The following is an 18909-nucleotide window of genomic DNA, read 5'->3' on the forward strand; positions in this document are numbered from 1 at the left end:
AATATACATTTTTTCGGAGGAACAGATGGTGCAGATCAAACCTGTCACACAGGACAATCTGGATGAAGTGCTCAGTCTGAAAATCAACGATGACCAGACCGGCTATGTTTCCACCACCGCGGAATCCCTGGCTCAGGCCTATGTTTATCAGGAGACTGCCTTCCCTTTCGCGGTTTACAGTGATCAGGAAATCGTCGGCTTCATCATGATGGGTTATTATGAAACCAAGCAGTACTACACCCTATGGAAACTGCTGATCGACCGGGAACATCAGCATAAAGGCTATGGGCGAAAAGCGCTGGAACTCGGTATCGCATTCCTGAAGGAACGTTTCCATGCGCAGGAAATCTACACCGGCGTCATTCCCGGCAACGTCAACGCAAAAAAACTGTATGAATCTGTTGGTTTCCGGAAAACAGGCGTTTTTGAAAACAACATGGAAGAGCTTCGGCTCATCTGCTGACCGCAGGCGGATACAGAAAGACCCGGTTCATTATCATGATCCGGGTCTTCTTTCATATTCTTTCAGATTACCGCTGTTTGGCATAATAGATAAAGTCTCCGTCGCGCCTCACTTCCGTATAGCCCAGCTTTGTATAAAAAGCATTGGTTCGGATGTTCCATACAGGCGTATCCAGCGTGAATACCTTCACGTTAGTGAACATATCCTCAATGGCTTCCATCATCCGGATCCCATATCCCTTACGGAAGTGTTCCGGATTGATAAATATCCTGCCGACATTCAGCTCCTCCCCATCCTGAAACAGAAGAGCTCCGCCAATAATCAGGCCGTTTTCCGTAAGCTTATACAGATGGCCTGTCCTCGCCATCTTCATATGAAACGGAACAGACATATATCCAGGAGGCCCTCCTGTCGAAGTGCCACCGACTTCAACGTCCGTGTCAAATGCCTGTTTGGACAGGCTGTTCAGCACCGGCACGTCTGACGTGCCTGCTTTCCTGAATTCGAGACTCATACCATTCACCTTTTCCCTTTCTTATGCTTCCGGCCGGAGGATCACAGCGTTCAATTCTCTCCGCTGGAATCACTGTAAACCGCGACACCGTGTTCGGGTCAATGGCTTTTTCAAAAGTTTATCTCTCTTTTTCAGAAAGGACTTGACGATATTATTTCTATATAGTAATATTCTACATGGAAGGAGGATAACCATGAGAATATCACGCAGCGGTGATTATATCGCCCAGATCCGCCTGATCGGCGGCCGTGTATTTGAAAAGCTGCTGGATGCTTCCGGTGCGGATACCTTTAACGGCCCGCAGGGAAAAATCCTGGACGCGCTCTGGCAGCAGGACGGTCTTTCCGCGCATGAGATCGGCCAGCGGACTGGATTGGCCAACAGTACGCTGACAAGCATGCTGGACCGGATGGAAAATGCCGGTCTGGTAAAGCGCATCCGTTCCACGGAAGACCGGCGTGTGGTTCGGATCTTCCTCGGTCCGAAAGCACAGCAGTGCAAGGAACAGTATGCTGCTGTGTCGGAAGAGATGACCGGCATCTACTTCCGGGGGTTTGAGGACGAAGAGATCACCTCCTTTGAAAGCATGTTGCTCCGGGTGCTGGACAACGTACGCGAAGCAGACAGAAATGACAAATCTCCCTTGAGCGAATGACTCAGAAAGGAAACAACCATGAGTAAAATCAGTTTATCTCCTACGAACGATTACTGTCCCCAGACGCTTTTCCTCTACGGAACCTATGATGAAAACGGCAAAGCCGATTTCGGCCTTTTCTGCTGGTTCAGCTACACCTGGGACACGCAACTGGGTGTGATGGCCTGCATCGGCGGCAGCAAGCTGACAAAGGATAACATTCACCGGCAGAAGGTGTTTTCAGCCAATCTGGTTACGGAAGAAATGCTCCCCCTGGCGGATTATCTGGGATGCACAGACGGACATAACCCGGAAAAAATGAACCTGGATATAGAAATTGAAAAAGGCAGCGTACTGCCAGTACCGGTTCTGGCAGTTTCCCCCGTTGTCTTTGAACTGGAAGTCAAGGACTTTATTCAGCAGGATGACGGCGAGATCATGCTGTGCAGCATCCGCAACGTACTGCAGGATGAAACGCTGGCGAACGGTAAGGGTACTTCCCTGGATAAGCTGAATGCGATTGCGCCTGTCAAAACCACCTGCAGCCGCTACTTCAGCTGGAAAGGAACAGACCTCGGTGCATGGGGTGAACCTATGGCCCGGTTCTCCGGCAAAAAGTAAATATATACCGATAAAACAAACCCGGTTGGGAATCTTTCTCCCCAACCGGGTTTTTGCATGGTTTTTGCTGCTCTACAGCTTTTTCTGCAGCCAGAGCAGGTCATACCATCTGTCATATTTCTTGCCGACGGTCATCATCCGGGCCACCTGGGCATATCCCATCTTTTGATGGAAATACACACTGTCATGCGTCAGGTATTCATCCTCTTCTTCCACATATGCAATTCCGGCCAGCAGATTGACAATTCCCCTCTCCCGCAGTTTTTCTTCCAGTGCAGCATAGAGTAAAGTGCCGGCGCCCTTCCGGTGATGATCCTTGTCAATATAAATGGAGGTGGTTACCGTCCAGTTATAGGCTTCCCTGGGGCTGTACCGGCCGGCATACGCATAGCCGATCACTTTATCCTGATCCAGGCAGACCACATAAGGATACTTTGCGCTGATCTTCTGTATTCTGTTTGCGAATTCTTCCACAGTCGGCACTTCGTATTCAAAGGAAACTGCCGTATTCTGAACGTAATGGGCATAAATCTCAACAAGTCTTTCCGCGTCTTCTGTCCGGACGTCCCGGATTGTCAGTTTGTTATCCATTTTCTCGTCTCTCCCTGATAATATCTTCCAGTACATTGACCGCGTTCTTCACCATCTGCGGGCATACTTCCCTGAACAGGTTCTTTTCCCGGGCCTGCTGTTTCTCTTCCGGTTTGGATATATCATACCCCAGGATTTCCTTACAAAGGCAGGATCCGCAGGCTTGGGCAAATCCGTCCATCATCCTGTCGTTCACTTCGTCCGCTGTCTGCTTGCTTTTTTGATTTTCCGGGTCATCGTATCCGTATAAGATACCCAGCACCATCAGCGCACCGGTACAGGCACCGCATACCTCACCTTTTCTCATTCCGCTTCCGAAACAGGCGCCCAGCTTCAGCGCCTTTTCCTCTGTCAGGCCGCACTGATCCGCATAGGCAGCCAGAACGGCCTGTGAGCAGTGAAACCCCCTGTTGAAATACTCAACTGCTTTTTCCTGATGTATCATTCGCATTTGCACTCCGCTTTCCTGCAGGCTTCGTTATAGAGTCTCAGCGCCTCCAGAACCTGTTCCCGCTTTTCCGTTTCAATACCGGACAGAACCTTCCGGAACTTCATATCCATGTCGTTCTCAATCCTGTCAAACCGCTCCCTGCCGCTGTCTGTCAGGGACAGCACAACGCTCCGTCTGTCTTCACTCGACGGTTCCCGGTTCACATAACCTTTCTGAACCAGTTCCTCCACGCTTCGGCTGATGCCGCTTTTGTCCAGCCGCAGAGCCTCAGCCAGCTCCTTGACACAGATGCCGGGTTTTCGGCCGATTTCTACCAGCAGGAAGCACTGTGACGTATTCACACCGCACTGGCAGCAGTCTGATTGATTCATGTTTGCCAGATGACATTCCAGTTCCCTGGTATATTCCCGCAGCTGTTTCACCTGATTCATTCTTCCCGCCTCCTTTATGCGACAGAGAATAACCCTTTTAGTTGATTTTGTCAACTGTTTTGTTTTGCAACTAATCGCACAGACAGAAGAATACATCTGTCTGCTGTTCCCTCGCTTTTTCCCTGTATTCATGCTATGATGATTGCTGGTTTCGCCCGCGCGGAACCTTATGAAAAACATCAGGAGAAATCAACAATGACAGCAGAAGAAATGTGGAATCAATCCGGATTAACCGGTGAATATGACGCCTGGTCTTTCGGGGATGATGCGGACACCCTGGCTCGGCTTGTAAAGGACGGAATCAAGACCGCCACCTGCTCCGCATACTGCTTTTACGAGCTGGAAAAGGAAGACCTGCCGGAAGCAGGCGCATACAACATCATCCTGGACTCCAATGAACAGGCTGTCTGTATCACCAGGACAACCAAAGTATATGTCACGCCTTTCAGCCAGGTGACTGCGGAACATGCATTCAAAGAAGGCGAAGGAGACCGGTCCCTGGCATACTGGCGTGAGGTGCATAAAAGGTTTTTCACAGAAGAACTGAAAGAAGCGGATCTTGAATTTGACGAGGATATGAAACTCGTCTGTGAGGAGTTTGAAGTCGTTTATACCGGCTGATGAATTATGATGGATATCGAAAAAACTATTGCCAGGCTGTTTGAAGCAGCCGGTCTCGGACAAATCCTGCCGCCTGTTACGCCTGTCTCCGGCGGCTATATGCACAGAATGTACCGGGTGAATACCCCGGAACGTTCCTATGCTGTAAAGCATCTGAATCCGGAGATCATGAAACGGCCGAATGTCATGGATAATTACCGGAAAGCGGAAACGCTGGAACAGATCATCGAGGATGCCGGAATCCCGGTAGTAGCTGCCTTGACACTCAATGGACAAAAGATGCAGAAAGTGGCCAATGAGTATTTCTATGTCTTCCGCTGGCAGAACGGCAGCATCACGGACTGGAACAACATCACACCGGATCAGTGCCGTCAGGCCGGAATCATTCAGGCCCGCATCCACGCCCTGCAGTCCAGGTATACGGCACCTGTCATTCCGGAACTCAGTACCATCAACTGGGCGGAATACATTGCGGAGGCGGACAGGCAGAACATCATCATCACTCCCCTGCTGAAGGAGAACGAACAGCTGCTGAACGACGCGCAGGAAGCATTGAACGCCGCCCGGCTGGCACTGCCTGCTATTGAATGCATTACCAATGAGGATATGGATCCCAAGAATGTCATGTGGGATAAAGGCAAACCGGTGATGATTGATCTGGAATGCCTGGATTACGGCAACCCTGTGTCCCACGTTCTGCAGCTGTCCCTGCAGTGGTCCGGCATCACGACCTGCACTCTGGATCTGGCGAATACAAAAGCCTTCTTTGACGGATACCTGGAAACCTGGGATAACGGCTTCAGGAATTACGGAAGTGTAGTGGGTCTGGCCTATACCTGGATTGAATGGCTGGAGTATAATATCACCAGGGCTTTGGGACAGTGCCAGGACGAAGAAGAACAGGCCATGGGCGTCTCGGAGGTCCGGAACACCATCAATCGCATCCGGTATATCCGGGAAAAAGAAGATCAGATCCGTAATCTGCTGGACCGGATATGACAGAGCTGAAATCGCGTTATGCAATAAAGTATAAACTCACCAAGATCAGGAAAGGATCGAACAGCTATGAATATCACTGCTGAACTGGTATATGCCCAGACAGAACAGGCTGTTACAGCCCTGCTCCAGGAAAACCGTCCCCATTTCAATCCGGTAAAGCTGCTGGTTATCGGCGGCAGCTCCAGCGAAATAGCCGGCGGCACCATCGGTCACAATTCCACCTATGAATACGGTGAAGCCGTGGTGGAAGCCGTGATGAAGGTATGCGGTGATGCCGGTGTGGCGCCTGCATTCCAGTGCTGTGAGCATCTGAACCGTTCCCTGATCATGGAAAGGGAAACGGCGGAGCGCTATGGTTATGAAATTGTATGGGTCGTTCCCCGGATCAAGGCCGGAGGTTCTCTGGCCACTGCGGCCTGGAAGCGTTTCAAAGACCCTGTGGCAGTCCTGGCCATTCAGGCGGATGCCGGTCTTGATATTGGCCAGACCCTGATCGGAATGCATCTCCGTCGTGTTGCCGTACCTGTTCGGCTCAGCATTTCACAGGTTGGGGAAGCCCGGATTTCCGCAGCCCGCACCCGTCCTCTGCTGGTCGGCGGTGAACGAGCCAGATATATCCCGGAATCAGAGGAAACCCCGTAAAAGCCCTTACAGCATTGTTGTTTTGTAATAAATGTAAAATATGCAAAAAAAGTGTCATTCGTTCTTGACAAACCCGGATTTGTTCTGTTATCATGCACTTCCACACGCTTGCAGGACATAGAATCCGTAAGCCTCTGCGTAGAAAAAATACGGCAGAGGCTTTTATATTTTTGCCGGGAAAGGACGATTATGGAATCTGTCACATTACCCGAACATCCATCTGCGAAGGAAGAGTATCTTCATCTTCAGCAGGCTCGGGACACCATTGACCGGGAAATCAGGGAAGTGGAAGCCCTCACTGGGGCAAAAGCCGGTGAGGAAATGGATGTTCATGCAAACATTGTACCGGACGATCAGGAGGAGGTATACCTGCAGCTGTTCAAGGCCAAGCTGGACCGGCTGCGTCAGCTGACCATGGCCGCCGGGCAGGCTTACTTTGCCCGGCTGGATTTCACTCCCGCCGGCAGCTCTCCGGAAACCTGGTATCTGGGACGCTGGGGCGTTCTGGATCCGGCTGCGCTGACTCCGGTTGTGGTGGACTGGCGCTCCCCCGTTGCGAACCTGTATTACTCCGGCCAGATCGGAAAAATGGACTATGAGGCGCCGGACGGACACGTGGAGGGCGAGCTGACCCTGAAGCGGATGCTGACCGTCCGGGAGCGGGAACTTATCAGTCTGTTCGACAGCGGCATTGTTTCCCAGGAAACCTATCTGCAGGAGGTTCTGGGCAGCATTTCCACGGACAGACTGCGGGAAATTGTCACCACCATACAGGCGGAGCAGAACATCGTCATCCGTCATCCCCTCGCCGCACACCTGCTGGTACAGGGCGCCGCGGGAAGCGGAAAAACCACCATCGCTTTGCACCGGATTGCTTACCTGCTCTATACTTATCAGAAAACACTGAAACCTGAAAACATGATGATCCTGGCGCCCAACCCGCTGTTCCTCTCCTATATCTCTCAGGTTCTTCCTGATCTGGGTGTCGAACGGGTCGTACAAACCACCTTCGAAGGCTGGTGCCGGGAAGGCATGGGCCGCCGGATGCCGAAACTGCAGCGGGAAAGCCGGCTGGAAAAGAATCTGACCCTCTCAGAGGCAGAGCGGGAAAAAGCCGGACGGATTCTACGTCTTAAAGGTTCCCTGGCCATGATGAAGAAACTGGAGAGCTACCTAGATCAATTACAGACTGCCATTCTGCCGGACAAAGGCTTTAAAATGGCCGGCGTTCCCCTCATGGAGCACGAAGAGCTTGAAACCGTGTTCCTGCGCGATCTGCGCTACTTCCCGCTGGAGCAGAGGATCAGTGAGCTGAAAAAGATCATCCGCAAGAGAGTACAGTCCGCCGTTACCCTGCTGAAGGACCGGTATAATACCAGTGCGGAACAGATGGTCTTGAAGATCAAGGCCAATATGCGGGAAAGCACCTTGCGGCAGCAGAAGATCAAGGATCTGTATACGATCCGGGACCAACGCTATAAGGAAATCGACGCCCGGGCTGAGGAATACCTCGGCAAATACCGGGATAAATTCCCGCTGCCGGACCTGACAGGGCTTTACAAAAACTTCCTCGAGGAATGCTATCCCGGTGAGGAACTGCTTCCGGAAGACGGTACCCTGCGGCAGGAGGACCTGCCGATGCTGGTGATGATCTGCAAAGCCCTCTACGGACTGAAGACAAAGCAGATGAAGCATATCGTCATCGATGAATGCCAGGACTTCTCCCCCTTCCAGATTGAGCTGCTGAAACAGGCTAATCCCGCGGCAACCTTCACCCTGGTCGGTGACCTATACCAGGGTATCCGGGCGGATGAGGGAATCCGCAGCTGGGAAGAATGGAAGGAGCCGGTCTTTGAGAACAAGGCGGACCTGAAGCAGCTGACCGTCAGCTACCGGAACACCGTCGAGATCATGAATCTGGCGCAGACCGTTTCCGCCCGTTATCCCATCCCCGGCATCTGTGAAACAAAACCCGTGCTGCGGCACGGCGAAAAGCCGAAGATCATCCAGGCTGACAGCGATAAAGAACGTCTTTCCCGGATCCGGGAACAGGTGCAGGCCTGGCGGCAGGAGGGATACCACAGTATCGCCCTGATCGAAAAAACAGCGGAGCAGGCAAAGAAGCTGTATAAACAGATCGGTCAGGAACTGGATGCCCACCTGCTTTCAGAAACGGATTCCGAATACCGGGGCGGCGTCATGATCCTTCCGGCCAGCATTGTCAAGGGCATGGAGTTCGACTGTGTAGGTATCTGCGATGCCTCCGCGGAAAACTTCCCGGAGGATGAATTCCTTTGCCGGATCCTGTACGTCATGATGACCCGTCCCCTGCACCGCCTGGCCATCTGGCACAAAGGCGATCCCTCACCCATGCTCCCCTCCTCACACTGCTTCCCTTCCGAGTCCAAAGACATATAATTATGAATTATGAATTATGAATTGTGAATTAAAGGAGACCGACTATGATTGAAACAGAACGACTATTATTGAGACCTTATACTCTCGACGACTTTCCCGCCCTCTACGAGATCCTGTCGGATCCCGAAACCATGCAGCACTATCCGGCACCCTTTGATGAGGAGAAAACCCGAAACTGGATCACCTGGAATCTGGATAACTATGAGAAATACGGATTCGGTCTCTGGGCAGTTGTCCTGAAGGAAACCGGTGAGTTTATCGGAGACTGCGGTATTACCCTCCAGAATATTGATGGTGAAATCCTGCCGGAAATCGGGTATCATATCCATAAAAAGTACTGGCGGCGTGGTTTTGCAAAAGAAGCCGCCCGGGCTGTCCGGGACTGGGGGTTCCGTAACACACAGTACGATATCTTCTACTCCTACATGAAGTACACAAACATCGGTTCCTGGTCCACTGCTCTGGCCAACGGGATGAAGAAGGTCAAGGAATATCCGGATCCGAAGAATACGATCTCTTATGCCTATGCGATAACCCGGGAGGAATGGGAAAAGCTGCAACAGAACAGTTCAGCCGACTGATTCCAGTCTCCCTGTTAATTTCCTTTCTGACAAATGGAGTATAAAAACAGAATAAAGGAGTGAACCGGAATGAAAGAGTACACAAAGCAGCACAAGAAAGCATGGGAATACAACGCCTATGATTTCTGGGTCAAAAATTCCGGAACCCCGGCAGAACGGGCAAAGGAAGATGCCGCGGATCCGGAAAAGATGCTGAGAAAATACGCACAGTACTTCGACAGCTATAAAGGCGTCCGGATTGCCAACATCTGCGGGTCCTGCGGAAAAAAAGCCGTTCCCCTGGCGCTGCTCGGAGCTGACGTGACAGTTTTCGACATCTCCGAAGAGAACAAACGCTATGCCATGGAAACAGCGCAGGCAGCAAATGTTCCTCTGAATTATGAGGTTTGCGACATTCTGGAGATTGATCTGGAAAAGTATGCCGGTTATTTCGACATCGTCTTCATGGAGGGCGGAATCCTGCATTATTTCCATACGATCGATGAGTTTATGAAAATGATGTACTCCATTCTGAAGCCGGGCGGAAAAATGATCTGCAGCGATTTCCATCCTTTTACCAAGATCCTGGACAGCCTGAACCTTGGGCGCCCCACCATGAGCTATTTCTCAACGGATGTCTATGAGGGGGAAATGGCCCATGCCCGTTTCTTCCCGGAAGAGATCCGGAGCCAGATGCCCAAATGCAGCTACCGCCGGTATACCATGAGCGAGATCATCAATTCCATCATCCGGTGCGGGTTCTGCCTGAAACAGCTGGATGAACATCCCGCCTGGGAAAACGACAGCCTGCCGGGCGAATTCACCGCGATTGCGATCAAAAACTGATCGTCACAGAAAAGGAGGAAACCTGACGATGGAATACAGGAAAGTGTTTGATCAAATCCCGGAACAGTTCGACAAATACAGGCCCCGGTACAGTGCTGAACTCTTTGCTGACCTGATTGACTACGCAGGAATCGGGCCGGGTGTATCAGTGCTTGAGATCGGTCCCGGGACAGGCCAGGCAACCGATCCGATTCTGGAAACCGGCTGCGATTATCACGCGATTGAACTGGGTGAACATCTTTACGCAAAGATGAAGGAAAAATACGGAAACCGGCCTAACTTCCATATTGTGAATGATGATTTCATCACCCATGATTACGGCGATCAGAAGTTCGATATGATTTATTCCGCCGCGACCATCCAGTGGATCCCGGAAGCAGTCGCCTTTTCAAAGACCTTTGACCTGCTGAAGCCGGGCGGAACCCTGGCCATGATGCTGACCAGCGATGATTACAAGACCCCGAACGAAACGCTTTATAACCGGATCCAGGAAGTCTACGCCAAATACTTCAAACCGGAAGCAACCTATAATGAGATGCGTGCTCCCTTCAGCTACACCAACGCTTCCAATTATGGTTATGTGAATTTTGAACGGCGGGATTTTCATGGGCAGCGCGTCTTTACCGCGGATGAATTTGCTTTATACAGCGGAACCCACTGCACTTCCATCGTGATTCCGGAACCTTATAAAACTAAATTCTTCAGCGGCCTGAGGGAAGCTGTTCTGGAAGCCGGAAACAAAATCGTATTCAATGATACCTATATCCTGTACCTGGCCCGAAAACCGAAGGAAGGCTGAAGCCTTGGAAAGGATGAACAATGAGCAACCTTGTCACGCAATGGTATGAAGATAAAAAGAATGTGGATGAAATGCAGCAGTGGAATCCCGCGCTGAAGGAATGGGAACGGACTGTGATCCGCTGTTTTCCTGCCGGTGCCAGGATCCTGGATATCGGCTGCGGTCTGGGACGTGAAGCTTTCGCCCTGGCGGAAATGGGTTTTGACGTTGTCGGAATAGATATCTCAAAGGAAGTTATCTCCCAGGTTAAGCAGTTATCTGCTGAAAAAGGGTATTCTATCCCCTTTTTCGATTATGACGGGAAAACCCTGGCCTTTCCGGATGCATCGTTTGATGTGGTTATAATATGGGCCCAGACCTTCGGGCTGCTGTACGGAGATGAGTATAAACAGGAATTCCTGGCGGAATGCAAAAGAGTCCTCAGGAAAGACGGTCTCTTCAGTTTCTCCGGACATGATCTGCATTTTCTTCAGGCGTATTATCCCAACTGCCTCAATGGCCGGAAGTTCTACCCCTATGCCGATACGGAAATGTACTGGGAAACTTTTGAGGCATCTGATCTGACTCGCTTTGCGGTACAGGCAGGCCTGGAGGTTGTCCTCTGCGAAAAAGGAAAGATCTACAAACCGGAGGACGGAACAATCCTCCACTGCTTATGTAAAAAGCTGTAAATGAATATGATGAAGAGGAGGCTGTAAAATGGAATCGGCGAACCAGGGAAAAGGATGGACATTCAACACCGTATCCGGAACCTATGATAAGATGCGTCCCGGTTACCCGGATGAACTGTATCAGGCATTGTTTGCCTATGCTCCGCTGAACGCCTCCTGTGCATCGGTGGAAATTGGTATCGGCGCGGGCCAGGCTTCACTGCCTGTCCTGAAAACCGGCTGTGCGCTGACGGCGGTGGAATACGGTGATCAGCTGGCGCAGGTATGCAGGGAAAAGTTTCGTGATTACCCCCTCTTTTCAGTGATTACCGGCAAATTTGAAGATGCAGTCCTGCCGGAAGATGCTTTTGATCTCGTGTACTCTGCCTCCGCCTTCCATTGGGTTCCGGAGGAAATCGGATATCCAAAGGTTTTCCGGATACTGAAGTCGGGAGGAGCTTTTGCCCGGTTTGCCAATCATCCCTATCAGGCAAAGGATAATCCGGAACTGCTCGCGGAAATACAGCGTGCCTATGCCGAATACTATTATCCCTATTACGGAAAGCAGCCGAGGACGCCTTCTGAGTATACGGAAGAGCAGGCAGCCGCAAGGGCAAAGATCGCCGATCAATACGGGTTTACAGACACGCGGTATGCCCTGTTTTACAGGCAGCGGATCCTGACAGCTGCTGAATACAGGGCGCTGATCGGAACTTATTCAGACCATATCACGATCGAGGAAAGCATCCGGGAACGCTTCTTTGACGCCATAGAAGAAACAATCAACAGGCATGGCGGGGCCATCACCATATTTGATACGATTGATCTGCAGCTGGCCAGGAAACCATAAAAAGGAGACATCATGATGCAGGTGACAATCAGGCCCATACAGGAATCCGACTATGCGGCCGTTTCCGCCATCTGGCGTGACGTGCTGGATATTTATAACGCCACAGAGCAAAGCGTTGCGGAAATCTATGCGCAAATGGCGCAGGATAATCATTACCATACTTTTATTGCGGAAACAGACGGAAAGGTCGTCGGGCTCGTGACCGTTGTGAAAGTGCTCGCCATTGGTCATCCGGGCGGGTATATCAAAATGAACGGTCTGGGCGTTCTTCCGGAATACCGGCGTCTGGGTATCGGCAAAATGCTGATGGACCGCGTGGAACAGCTGGCTCTTCAGGAAGGCGCGCCGTATATCGGACTGGCTTCAGGGATCAGGAGAACAGAAGCCCACGCCTTTTATGAACGGCTGGGCTTTCAGAAAACCTCCTTCTGGTTCAGGAAGAACCTGGAATAATGAAAGTGAGAACAGCGATGGAAAAGGCAACCCGAAAAGCATTGGCAAAGGTCGCGGAAGAAAAGGCCCTGCTTCCCTTTCACGGGTATATTGAAGGCAAGGAATCCAATCTTGAGCCCCTTATCCGGTTTTTCCCCGGGTGGACCCTGCAGGAAGCAGACGGCGTATGGTGTGCAGCCTTCGTGTACTACTGTTGCAAGGAAGCAGGGTTTGATCTCCCCATCCGGCCGGACGAATGCAGGTCCTGCCATCTGGCGGGATGTATTGCCTGGGAAGAGTGGGCGATTGGCGATGACCGGATCGGTTACCATAAAGGAACGGATGCCTTTGTGCCGGAAGCCGGTGATATTGTTCTTTATGACCGGGTCTTCAACAATCAGGAGCATGACCATATCGGTATTGTCCTGCGGAATCCTGGGAATACAATCATTGTAGCTGAAGGAAACAAGGGCAACATTTCACAAGTGGTTGAGCGTCCGATAGACGGCCATATCAGGGCATTTATCAGAATTACGGATGGATATCGGTATCATCAGCCTGAAAGGATCTGAATCAATGAAGATCATTGCTGTTTCCGCTGTAACAGCCGGTGGCAAGACCACCGCAGTCAACACAGTGAAGAAAAAGCTCCCCCGATGCGCATCCCTGCATTTTGATGACTACTCCTTTGATGGTGAAGTCGAAGATTTCCATCAGTGGGTACTGGACGGTGCTGATTACAACGTATGGGATCTCTCTCCCCTGAAAGCGGATATCGAGAAGATTATCCGCTGCGGTAAGTATGATTATCTGCTGCTGGATTATCCCTTTGCCTACAGGCACAGCCTGATCAGGGATTATATTGACTGCGCTGTGTTCATCGATACTCCGCTAGATATCGCCATGGCGCGCAGGATACTCCGGGACATGAAGAATGCCTCCGCGGATGAAATACGGGAAGAAATGAATGTCTATCTGAACTATGCCCGGATCGCTTATGTGCAGATGTTGAAGGATATCAAACCGTCATCTGATTATGTCATTGACGGGGTGCAGGATCTGGAGTATATCACAATGGAATTGCTGGATATTATTATGAACAGAGGCAATAAGAAATGATGAAAAACAATATATCCTCTGAATGCTTGTTCGGCGAACCGGCTGATATAGATCAGTGGATGGATCTTGTCCGTCTTGTCAGGAATAATTTCCCCGGTCTGGAAACAGAAGAATCCCTGGAAGAACATCGTCATACCGTCCTGAAATTCTTTGGAAAACAACAGGCTCTTTGCGTAAAGGATGGGAACCGGATTGCCGGCGTGCTGCTGTTTTCCAGGAACCGCAATATGATCTGCTGCCTGGCTGTCCATCCTGAATACCGCAGGAACGGAATCGCCTCCATTCTTCTGGAAACAGCCCTTGGAGAACTGGACCGAAGCCGGGACATCACGGTATCCACCTTCCGGGAAGAGGATGAAAAAGGAACAGCACCCCGCGCTTTGTACAGGAAATATGGCTTTTGTGAAGCTGAACTTACAATGGAATTCAATTATCCCAACCAGGTTTTTGTACTGCACGGAAAAAGCCGTGAATAACAGGAGGCATTATGATAACGCTTGAAACGATCGGAGACAATTATTTTGGACACTGGGACGTCTGCCGCACAGCCTGCCGCGGAATCATTGTACAGGACGGTAAAATCCTGTTGTCCTATGAAACTAAAACCGGGCAGTATATGATTCCGGGCGGCGGACTCGAAGGCGATGAAGATGAACGTGCATGCTGTGCCCGGGAAGTGGCGGAAGAAACCGGGTTCCTGGTCGAACCTTCGGAATGTATGCTTGAATTGGACGAATACTATGAAGACTGGAAGGGTGTCAGCCGGTACTTCTTCGGCAGGATCATCGGAACAACCGAAGTTAAACTGACAGATCGGGAAAAGGAAGTCGGCATGGTTCCCTGCTGGCTGTCCCTGGAGGAAGCCATTGATATCTTTTCAAAGCACGCTTCCTATGCGGATACGGATGAAATGAGACGCGGTCTCTATCTTCGGGAATACAAGGCATTGAAAGCATTGGAAGAGCAGATCCGCCAGTTTGTCTGACCGTGAAAACAAATCTTTGCATAAAATGTACATTTGTTACATCGCTGTGATGACAACAAAACACCCCTTCTGGTATATTGTATGCCGAAAGGGGTGTTTCGTTTATGTCATATGATGCCAATCACGGGAACCGGGAACCGGAGAAAAATGTCGTATTGAAAAACTGGAAAAGCTCTGCCGTTTATCTGGTTCTGCTCGGCATACTCTGCTCTTTTCTGTCCATCTTTGGCGTTGCGGTCTGGCTTATCATTGCGGTAGCCAGAGTACTCTATGTCCGTTACAAGAATCGTAAAACGGAAGCTTCGGAAAGTGCACCTGAAGAAGCAGAAAAAACATGTGAACTGTGCGATATCCCGACAGACACCCTCATTCCGGTTGTAACAACCGTTCACGGGAAAACCAAAACCCTCCATGTGTGTGAAGAATGCTATCATGCTAACGTTTTCCGGGCGCCTGGTGAAGAAGATGCACCTTCGAAAGCAGAAAACCGGAAGCATCTGCTTCATGAGACCCCGATCGGTCGGGATGCCCGGATTGCCCTGCTGACGAAGAGAAGAAGCTCCGGTAAGCCCTTGCAGGAAGATCTGTTCCTGGAAGATATAGAAGACGCGAAAACAATCCGGAAAATCTGTAACATCTGGGACTCCTATGAATTTGAAGAGGAATATCCGGAAATTGATGCAATTCTTGCCCGGTTGAAAAAGGAAGATAACTGTGGCAGGCTTTCTTTACAGGATACAATTAAGCTGAAAGAAGAGTTCCAGGCCTTATTCCACGGTGAAGATATTTTCACAGAGCCTGAAGAAACTGCCAATTCTTCTGATCTTCCGGAGCAAAACACGCCGCAAGAAGCCGAATCTCCTGTGCAGCTTGAACAGGTTGAGGAATCAGAGATTCAGGAACCCAAAGAACTTCCCGGTCATCTGCTCTACTGTCAGAGATGCAAACGTCTTTATTCGGGTGACAGATGTACAGATTGCAATAAAGAAGACGGTCGTACACCGGAACCGGAAGATCTTTGCTTCCTGATCGATCTGTATGAACTGCAAAGTAACATGCTGGAAGATGCCCTGAGGCAGAAAAATATACCTTTCCTGAAAGAGCAGATTTCCGGCATTGGCGATGTTGCCCGGGAAGTACGCCCAATGTACGGTATATTCCGCTTCTACACACTTTACAAACACTTTGCTGATGCACTGACTGTACTGGATAATCTTCCGGTCAGCAACCAACCGGAGGAAGAATAAGTCCTCCGGATGAAAGGACGATTCAGATGATCAGAATACCGGATGAGAAAAAGATACGGGTCATAATCGATACGGATGCGGCCTGTGAGGCCGACGATCCCTTTGCCATTGTCCAGGCGCTTCTGAGCCCCAAACTGATTGTAAAAGGCATTCTGGCGGAACACTTCAATGAAAAAGGCTCCGTTCAGAAGAGCTATGATGAGATTATGACCATTCTGGACGCTATGGATCTGAAGGTTCCTGTCTTCATGGGAGAAGAAGATCCTGTCGACGTCGTCGGCTGGCCGGAGTCAGTTTCTGAAGCGGCGGACTTCATCATCAGCGAGGCCATGAAGGATGATCCGAAGCCCCTGTATATTCTCTGTCAGGGTGCAATCACAAACCTGGCTGCAGCCCTGCACCGGAAACCCGCCATAAAGGACCGGATCAGGATCATCTGGATCGGCACCCACGGCGTATCGGACAAACCGGCGCCTTTCCGGGAATTCAATGCCGGCAATGACGTCACCGCCGCCAATTATGTGCTGGAAAGCGGTGCGGATGTGTGGCTGGTTCCCTCTGATGTCTATACCACCATCACCGTAGGTCTGGCAGAGCTGAAACTGAAGGTTCTCCCCTGCGGCCGGATCGGAAAGCATCTGTACGAGAACATGATTGATTACAATCTTTCTCCCCGCGCTGGCTGGACCCAGGGCGAATCCTGGTCCCTCGGAGATTCTCCCGCCATCGCCATTGCGCTGAATCCCGAATGCGGTAAATACGTCTATACCCAAGCGCCTCATGTCGGGGAGGACACGTCTTCCTCATCCAGGCCCGGTAATCCTGTCATCCGTGTCTATAAAAGCGTTGACTCCCGGTATATCCTGGAGGACTTCTTCGCGAAGCTGCAACTCTTTACAGCGGGAAAAGCTGAATAAAGATAACAGGTTGCATAATAAAATGGGCATTCCGTAATGGAATGCCCATTATTATTAATGATGGATAATTTTTGCGCCAAACGGCGTCAGCGCCAGCTTGGCTATTTTGAAAAACTGTTTTCCGAAGGGAATCCCGATCACCGTGCAGCACCAGAGGAAACCGACAATCAGGTTAAAAACAGCCATCCATAAACCGCAGCAGACAAGCCAGATCACATTAGCCAGCGTGGAGGCTGCTCCTCCGCCGTAGAGAATTTCTTTTCCGAACGGCCAGAAGGACAGGCTGGCAAATTTGAAGCACTGCCGTCCCAGCGGAATACCGATCACCGTCACACAGCAGAGCAGTCCAGCAATCAGCCAGAGCAGCCCGCTGACAAATCCACCGAAGATAAACCACAACAGATTTCCGATCGTCTTCATACTTATCTTTCTTATCCTTTCATTCAAGGACCGTTTTCCGGAACGCTTCCAGAGTTTCTTCCGGAATCCCCAGTCTTCCGGTAATGTAGTCATTGCCCATCTCTTCCCAGGCCGAACGCAGATACCGTTCATCCGCGATGTATGCCTGATAGGCGCTTTCTGCCATTTCCGCTCCGTGGGTCGCCAGCAGTTTCTCGCGAACTGCTTCTGCTTTGGGGATATTGATCAGATTGGTCTTCAGATAATCCTCCAGGATTGTATCCCGGTCAACGCCCAGCGCTTCCAGGATCAGCGCGGTAGTCATTCCGCACCGATCCTTCCCTTCCGTGCAGTGCCAGAGAACCGCTCCCCTACCGTAATCATGCTCCAGGATGGCTGTCATTACCTTCCGGAAGGAATCCGCATACACCCGCATCAGGATGCCGTACAGCACCGCCATATCCGGAATCAGGCTCTGCTGCTTCTTTTCCTCATGACTGACGCCGTCAATCCCTTCATTCACTTTTTCAAAAATCGGAATCGGAAGGTATTCCCTTCCGCAGGCCTGGTCAGGCTTCTCTTCCCGTTCCGCGATTGTCCTCAGGTCAATAATGGTTGAAATACCGTTCAGGTCAGATTCCTCCGCCTCTCCCAGCTGGGCTGAACGGATGATCATTCCCGGACGGATGGTTTTGCCGTCTTTTGTTTTAAGGCCGCCAAGATCACGTTTGTTTGAAATCATGCTCTGTTTGAATCCTTTTCCTTCTCATTTCTGAACCCCGGATTTCCGGGCTTCAGGATAGGATTTTATCATATGCGCCTATGCCTGTCCAACCGGCAAAAAAACAGTCCTGCCATTGAAGACAGGACTGTTTGTAAAAAAGCGAAAAGTTAGTTTTTCAGTCTTCCATTTGATCTATATATTTCAGGATATCCAGCTGATGCTCCGCATGCTCAAACTCATCCAGGATGGGACATGGAATATGCGGTTCATACGCCCTTTCATGGAACCAGGTGCACTGTACCGGATGCATTCCGGCTTCACGGGCAGCATACAGTTCCCTGGAGCCGCCGTCACCCACATACAGGCACTCTTCCGCCTTCACATTCAGCAGTCCTATCATTTTCTCATATAATGCGAGGTCCGGCTTGCAGATTCCCTGCTCAAAGGAAATCAGCACCGCGTCAAAGTATGGAAACAGCTTGCTTTCCCGGATGACATCCCGCTCATCCGAGAATGTATTGGTGATAAGGCCGATCTTGATCCCCCGCTCCTTTAGTCCCTTCAGCATCCGGAATGTATCCTCGGGAATGGCTGAGAAAGAATCGCCCAGGGCTTCACGTCGTTTCGTCGCGCCAAGTTTCACCTTTTCTTCCGTATAAATTCCCAGTCTTTTCAGGACGATCTCAAGTCCTTCTTCAATCGTGTACTTACCGGTACTTCTGTCCTTTTCGATGGAGTGCCATTCTTTCCTGAACGTAAAAAGATCTGCGCCAACATCCGCGGCCAGATCTTCTCCAAAGTACGTTCTGCCTGTAAAAAGGGTCACCAGAGTCTCGAACATGTCAAAAACCACAGCCTTGATCAAATGTCACCACCTCCTGATGGCATTCTAGCATAATCCGGTACAAACACAATGGTCCCAACGGGAACGATTATGGACACTGGTAGCAGATTCTAATGTCCGCCTCGATCATAAACAAATTATCTTATTGCTTT

At 50.6% G+C, this 18909-nt stretch carries 26 protein-coding genes; 19 read left to right on the plus strand and 7 right to left on the minus strand.

Annotated features, from left to right (window positions below; translation table 11 throughout):
• The first annotated feature begins 25 nt into the window (after positions 1–25).
• Positions 26–463 (plus strand): GNAT family N-acetyltransferase, encoded by a 438-nt coding sequence (locus JYE49_RS06885; protein ID WP_093958310.1) that lies wholly within the window; start codon positions 26–28, stop codon positions 461–463.
• A gap of 67 nt (positions 464–530) precedes the next feature.
• On the opposite strand, the gene JYE49_RS06890 is transcribed toward JYE49_RS06885, so the two are convergent.
• Positions 531–977: a GNAT family N-acetyltransferase gene (locus JYE49_RS06890; protein WP_093958311.1), complete on the minus strand. Its 447-nt coding sequence runs from the start codon at positions 975–977 to the stop codon at positions 531–533.
• A gap of 193 nt (positions 978–1170) precedes the next feature.
• Between JYE49_RS06890 and JYE49_RS06895 the strand changes: the two genes are divergently transcribed.
• Together JYE49_RS06895 and JYE49_RS06900 are read left to right on the plus strand one after the other, a co-directional pair.
• On the plus strand, positions 1171–1632 hold the full coding sequence (locus JYE49_RS06895; RefSeq protein WP_093958312.1) for a MarR family transcriptional regulator: 462 nt from the start codon (positions 1171–1173) through the stop codon (positions 1630–1632).
• 18 nt (positions 1633–1650) lie between these two features.
• The gene (locus JYE49_RS06900; RefSeq protein WP_093958313.1) at positions 1651–2232 is read left to right on the plus strand and encodes a flavin reductase family protein; all 582 of its coding nucleotides are present in this window, start codon (positions 1651–1653) and stop codon (positions 2230–2232) included.
• Positions 2233–2304: 72 nt separating this feature from the next.
• Here the strand turns inward: JYE49_RS06900 and JYE49_RS06905 are convergent, their stop codons facing one another.
• The 3 genes from JYE49_RS06905 to JYE49_RS06915 are packed head-to-tail and all read right to left on the minus strand — an operon-like array spanning position 2305 to position 3705.
• A complete protein-coding gene (locus JYE49_RS06905; protein ID WP_093958314.1) occupies positions 2305–2823 on the minus strand; it encodes a GNAT family N-acetyltransferase in 519 nt (172 codons plus the stop codon).
• Positions 2816–3268 carry a C-GCAxxG-C-C family protein gene (locus JYE49_RS06910; protein WP_093958315.1) on the minus strand — a complete coding sequence of 151 codons (453 nt, stop codon included), beginning with the start codon at positions 3266–3268 and terminating at the stop codon, positions 2816–2818. Before JYE49_RS06910 ends, JYE49_RS06905 begins: the two co-directional genes overlap by 8 nt.
• Positions 3265–3705, minus strand: coding sequence for a MarR family winged helix-turn-helix transcriptional regulator (locus tag JYE49_RS06915; RefSeq protein ID WP_179217436.1), 441 nt, complete (start codon positions 3703–3705; stop codon positions 3265–3267). The genes JYE49_RS06910 and JYE49_RS06915 overlap by 4 nt, the downstream gene beginning before the upstream one ends.
• Before the next feature lie 195 nt (positions 3706–3900).
• Here JYE49_RS06915 and JYE49_RS06920 point away from each other — a divergent pair, with 195 nt between their 5' ends.
• The 16 genes from JYE49_RS06920 to JYE49_RS06995 all read left to right on the plus strand — a co-directional run bounded on the left by JYE49_RS06920 (position 3901) and on the right by JYE49_RS06995 (position 16790).
• Entirely contained in the window at positions 3901–4326 is a 426-nt protein-coding gene (locus tag JYE49_RS06920; protein WP_093958317.1) for an ASCH domain-containing protein, read from the plus strand.
• Between the two features lie 6 nt (positions 4327–4332).
• Positions 4333–5325 carry a phosphotransferase enzyme family protein gene (locus JYE49_RS06925; protein WP_093958318.1) on the plus strand — a complete coding sequence of 331 codons (993 nt, stop codon included), beginning with the start codon at positions 4333–4335 and terminating at the stop codon, positions 5323–5325.
• 66 nt (positions 5326–5391) lie between these two features.
• Positions 5392–5967: a TIGR01440 family protein gene (locus JYE49_RS06930; protein WP_093958319.1), complete on the plus strand. Its 576-nt coding sequence runs from the start codon at positions 5392–5394 to the stop codon at positions 5965–5967.
• A 189-nt stretch (positions 5968–6156) separates the two neighbouring features.
• Positions 6157–8385: a HelD family protein gene (locus tag JYE49_RS06935; RefSeq protein ID WP_093958320.1), complete on the plus strand. Its 2229-nt coding sequence runs from the start codon at positions 6157–6159 to the stop codon at positions 8383–8385.
• A gap of 44 nt (positions 8386–8429) precedes the next feature.
• Positions 8430–8966, plus strand: coding sequence for a GNAT family N-acetyltransferase (locus JYE49_RS06940; protein WP_093958321.1), 537 nt, complete (start codon positions 8430–8432; stop codon positions 8964–8966).
• 69 nt (positions 8967–9035) lie between these two features.
• On the plus strand, positions 9036–9791 hold the full coding sequence (locus tag JYE49_RS06945; RefSeq protein WP_093958322.1) for a class I SAM-dependent methyltransferase: 756 nt from the start codon (positions 9036–9038) through the stop codon (positions 9789–9791).
• Between the two features lie 28 nt (positions 9792–9819).
• On the plus strand, positions 9820–10590 hold the full coding sequence (locus JYE49_RS06950) for a class I SAM-dependent methyltransferase (RefSeq protein WP_093958323.1): 771 nt from the start codon (positions 9820–9822) through the stop codon (positions 10588–10590).
• A gap of 20 nt (positions 10591–10610) precedes the next feature.
• Complete coding sequence (locus tag JYE49_RS06955) at positions 10611–11261, plus strand: class I SAM-dependent methyltransferase (RefSeq protein ID WP_093958324.1); 651 nt, start codon at positions 10611–10613, stop codon at positions 11259–11261.
• Between the two features lie 28 nt (positions 11262–11289).
• Positions 11290–12090 (plus strand): class I SAM-dependent methyltransferase, encoded by an 801-nt coding sequence (locus JYE49_RS06960; RefSeq protein WP_093958325.1) that lies wholly within the window; start codon positions 11290–11292, stop codon positions 12088–12090.
• A gap of 12 nt (positions 12091–12102) precedes the next feature.
• Entirely contained in the window at positions 12103–12543 is a 441-nt protein-coding gene (locus JYE49_RS06965) for a GNAT family N-acetyltransferase (RefSeq protein ID WP_093958326.1), read from the plus strand.
• Complete coding sequence (locus JYE49_RS06970; protein WP_093958327.1) at positions 12543–13094, plus strand: CHAP domain-containing protein; 552 nt, start codon at positions 12543–12545, stop codon at positions 13092–13094. The genes JYE49_RS06965 and JYE49_RS06970 overlap by 1 nt, the downstream gene beginning before the upstream one ends.
• A complete protein-coding gene (locus tag JYE49_RS06975) occupies positions 13060–13641 on the plus strand; it encodes a nucleoside/nucleotide kinase family protein (RefSeq protein WP_304583316.1) in 582 nt (193 codons plus the stop codon). Before JYE49_RS06970 ends, JYE49_RS06975 begins: the two co-directional genes overlap by 35 nt.
• Positions 13638–14117, plus strand: a complete 480-nt coding sequence (locus JYE49_RS06980; protein ID WP_283399462.1) for a GNAT family N-acetyltransferase — start codon at positions 13638–13640, stop codon at positions 14115–14117. The genes JYE49_RS06975 and JYE49_RS06980 overlap by 4 nt, the downstream gene beginning before the upstream one ends.
• 11 nt (positions 14118–14128) lie before the next feature.
• Positions 14129–14626, plus strand: a complete 498-nt coding sequence (locus tag JYE49_RS06985; RefSeq protein ID WP_093958328.1) for an NUDIX domain-containing protein — start codon at positions 14129–14131, stop codon at positions 14624–14626.
• A 155-nt stretch (positions 14627–14781) separates the two neighbouring features.
• Positions 14782–15873 carry a hypothetical protein gene (locus JYE49_RS06990; protein WP_304583317.1) on the plus strand — a complete coding sequence of 364 codons (1092 nt, stop codon included), beginning with the start codon at positions 14782–14784 and terminating at the stop codon, positions 15871–15873.
• Between the two features lie 26 nt (positions 15874–15899).
• Positions 15900–16790 (plus strand): nucleoside hydrolase, encoded by an 891-nt coding sequence (locus JYE49_RS06995; protein ID WP_093958330.1) that lies wholly within the window; start codon positions 15900–15902, stop codon positions 16788–16790.
• 54 nt (positions 16791–16844) lie between these two features.
• On the opposite strand, the gene JYE49_RS07000 is transcribed toward JYE49_RS06995, so the two are convergent.
• The 3 genes from JYE49_RS07000 to JYE49_RS07010 all read right to left on the minus strand — a co-directional run bounded on the left by JYE49_RS07000 (position 16845) and on the right by JYE49_RS07010 (position 18778).
• Complete coding sequence (locus tag JYE49_RS07000; RefSeq protein ID WP_093958331.1) at positions 16845–17210, minus strand: YccF domain-containing protein; 366 nt, start codon at positions 17208–17210, stop codon at positions 16845–16847.
• Positions 17211–17229: 19 nt separating this feature from the next.
• Complete coding sequence (locus tag JYE49_RS07005; protein ID WP_093958332.1) at positions 17230–17931, minus strand: tyrosine-protein phosphatase; 702 nt, start codon at positions 17929–17931, stop codon at positions 17230–17232.
• A gap of 157 nt (positions 17932–18088) precedes the next feature.
• Positions 18089–18778, minus strand: coding sequence for an HAD family hydrolase (locus JYE49_RS07010; protein ID WP_093958333.1), 690 nt, complete (start codon positions 18776–18778; stop codon positions 18089–18091).
• Positions 18779–18909: the final 131 nt, after the last annotated feature.

The sequence above is a fragment of the Aristaeella hokkaidonensis genome, assembly GCF_018128945.1.
Lineage (GTDB): Bacteria > Bacillota > Clostridia > Christensenellales > Aristaeellaceae > Aristaeella > Aristaeella hokkaidonensis.

Excerpts from the sequence above, each read along its gene's own strand:
- JYE49_RS06885 (WP_093958310.1), top strand. The coding sequence starts at position 26 with ATGGTGCAGATCAAACCTGTCACACAGGACAATCTGGATGAAGTGCTC.
- JYE49_RS06890 (WP_093958311.1), bottom strand. The coding sequence starts at position 977 with ATGAGTCTCGAATTCAGGAAAGCAGGCACGTCAGACGTGCCGGTGCTG.
- JYE49_RS06895 (WP_093958312.1), top strand. The coding sequence starts at position 1,171 with ATGAGAATATCACGCAGCGGTGATTATATCGCCCAGATCCGCCTGATC.
- JYE49_RS06900 (WP_093958313.1), top strand. The coding sequence starts at position 1,651 with ATGAGTAAAATCAGTTTATCTCCTACGAACGATTACTGTCCCCAGACG.
- JYE49_RS06905 (WP_093958314.1), bottom strand. The coding sequence starts at position 2,823 with ATGGATAACAAACTGACAATCCGGGACGTCCGGACAGAAGACGCGGAA.
- JYE49_RS06910 (WP_093958315.1), bottom strand. The coding sequence starts at position 3,268 with ATGATACATCAGGAAAAAGCAGTTGAGTATTTCAACAGGGGGTTTCAC.
- JYE49_RS06915 (WP_179217436.1), bottom strand. The coding sequence starts at position 3,705 with ATGAATCAGGTGAAACAGCTGCGGGAATATACCAGGGAACTGGAATGT.
- JYE49_RS06920 (WP_093958317.1), top strand. The coding sequence starts at position 3,901 with ATGACAGCAGAAGAAATGTGGAATCAATCCGGATTAACCGGTGAATAT.
- JYE49_RS06925 (WP_093958318.1), top strand. The coding sequence starts at position 4,333 with ATGATGGATATCGAAAAAACTATTGCCAGGCTGTTTGAAGCAGCCGGT.
- JYE49_RS06930 (WP_093958319.1), top strand. The coding sequence starts at position 5,392 with ATGAATATCACTGCTGAACTGGTATATGCCCAGACAGAACAGGCTGTT.
- JYE49_RS06935 (WP_093958320.1), top strand. The coding sequence starts at position 6,157 with ATGGAATCTGTCACATTACCCGAACATCCATCTGCGAAGGAAGAGTAT.
- JYE49_RS06940 (WP_093958321.1), top strand. The coding sequence starts at position 8,430 with ATGATTGAAACAGAACGACTATTATTGAGACCTTATACTCTCGACGAC.
- JYE49_RS06945 (WP_093958322.1), top strand. The coding sequence starts at position 9,036 with ATGAAAGAGTACACAAAGCAGCACAAGAAAGCATGGGAATACAACGCC.
- JYE49_RS06950 (WP_093958323.1), top strand. The coding sequence starts at position 9,820 with ATGGAATACAGGAAAGTGTTTGATCAAATCCCGGAACAGTTCGACAAA.
- JYE49_RS06955 (WP_093958324.1), top strand. The coding sequence starts at position 10,611 with ATGAGCAACCTTGTCACGCAATGGTATGAAGATAAAAAGAATGTGGAT.
- JYE49_RS06960 (WP_093958325.1), top strand. The coding sequence starts at position 11,290 with ATGGAATCGGCGAACCAGGGAAAAGGATGGACATTCAACACCGTATCC.
- JYE49_RS06965 (WP_093958326.1), top strand. The coding sequence starts at position 12,103 with ATGATGCAGGTGACAATCAGGCCCATACAGGAATCCGACTATGCGGCC.
- JYE49_RS06970 (WP_093958327.1), top strand. The coding sequence starts at position 12,543 with ATGAAAGTGAGAACAGCGATGGAAAAGGCAACCCGAAAAGCATTGGCA.
- JYE49_RS06975 (WP_304583316.1), top strand. The coding sequence starts at position 13,060 with ATGGATATCGGTATCATCAGCCTGAAAGGATCTGAATCAATGAAGATC.
- JYE49_RS06980 (WP_283399462.1), top strand. The coding sequence starts at position 13,638 with ATGATGAAAAACAATATATCCTCTGAATGCTTGTTCGGCGAACCGGCT.
- JYE49_RS06985 (WP_093958328.1), top strand. The coding sequence starts at position 14,129 with ATGATAACGCTTGAAACGATCGGAGACAATTATTTTGGACACTGGGAC.
- JYE49_RS06995 (WP_093958330.1), top strand. The coding sequence starts at position 15,900 with ATGATCAGAATACCGGATGAGAAAAAGATACGGGTCATAATCGATACG.
- JYE49_RS07000 (WP_093958331.1), bottom strand. The coding sequence starts at position 17,210 with ATGAAGACGATCGGAAATCTGTTGTGGTTTATCTTCGGTGGATTTGTC.
- JYE49_RS07005 (WP_093958332.1), bottom strand. The coding sequence starts at position 17,931 with ATGATTTCAAACAAACGTGATCTTGGCGGCCTTAAAACAAAAGACGGC.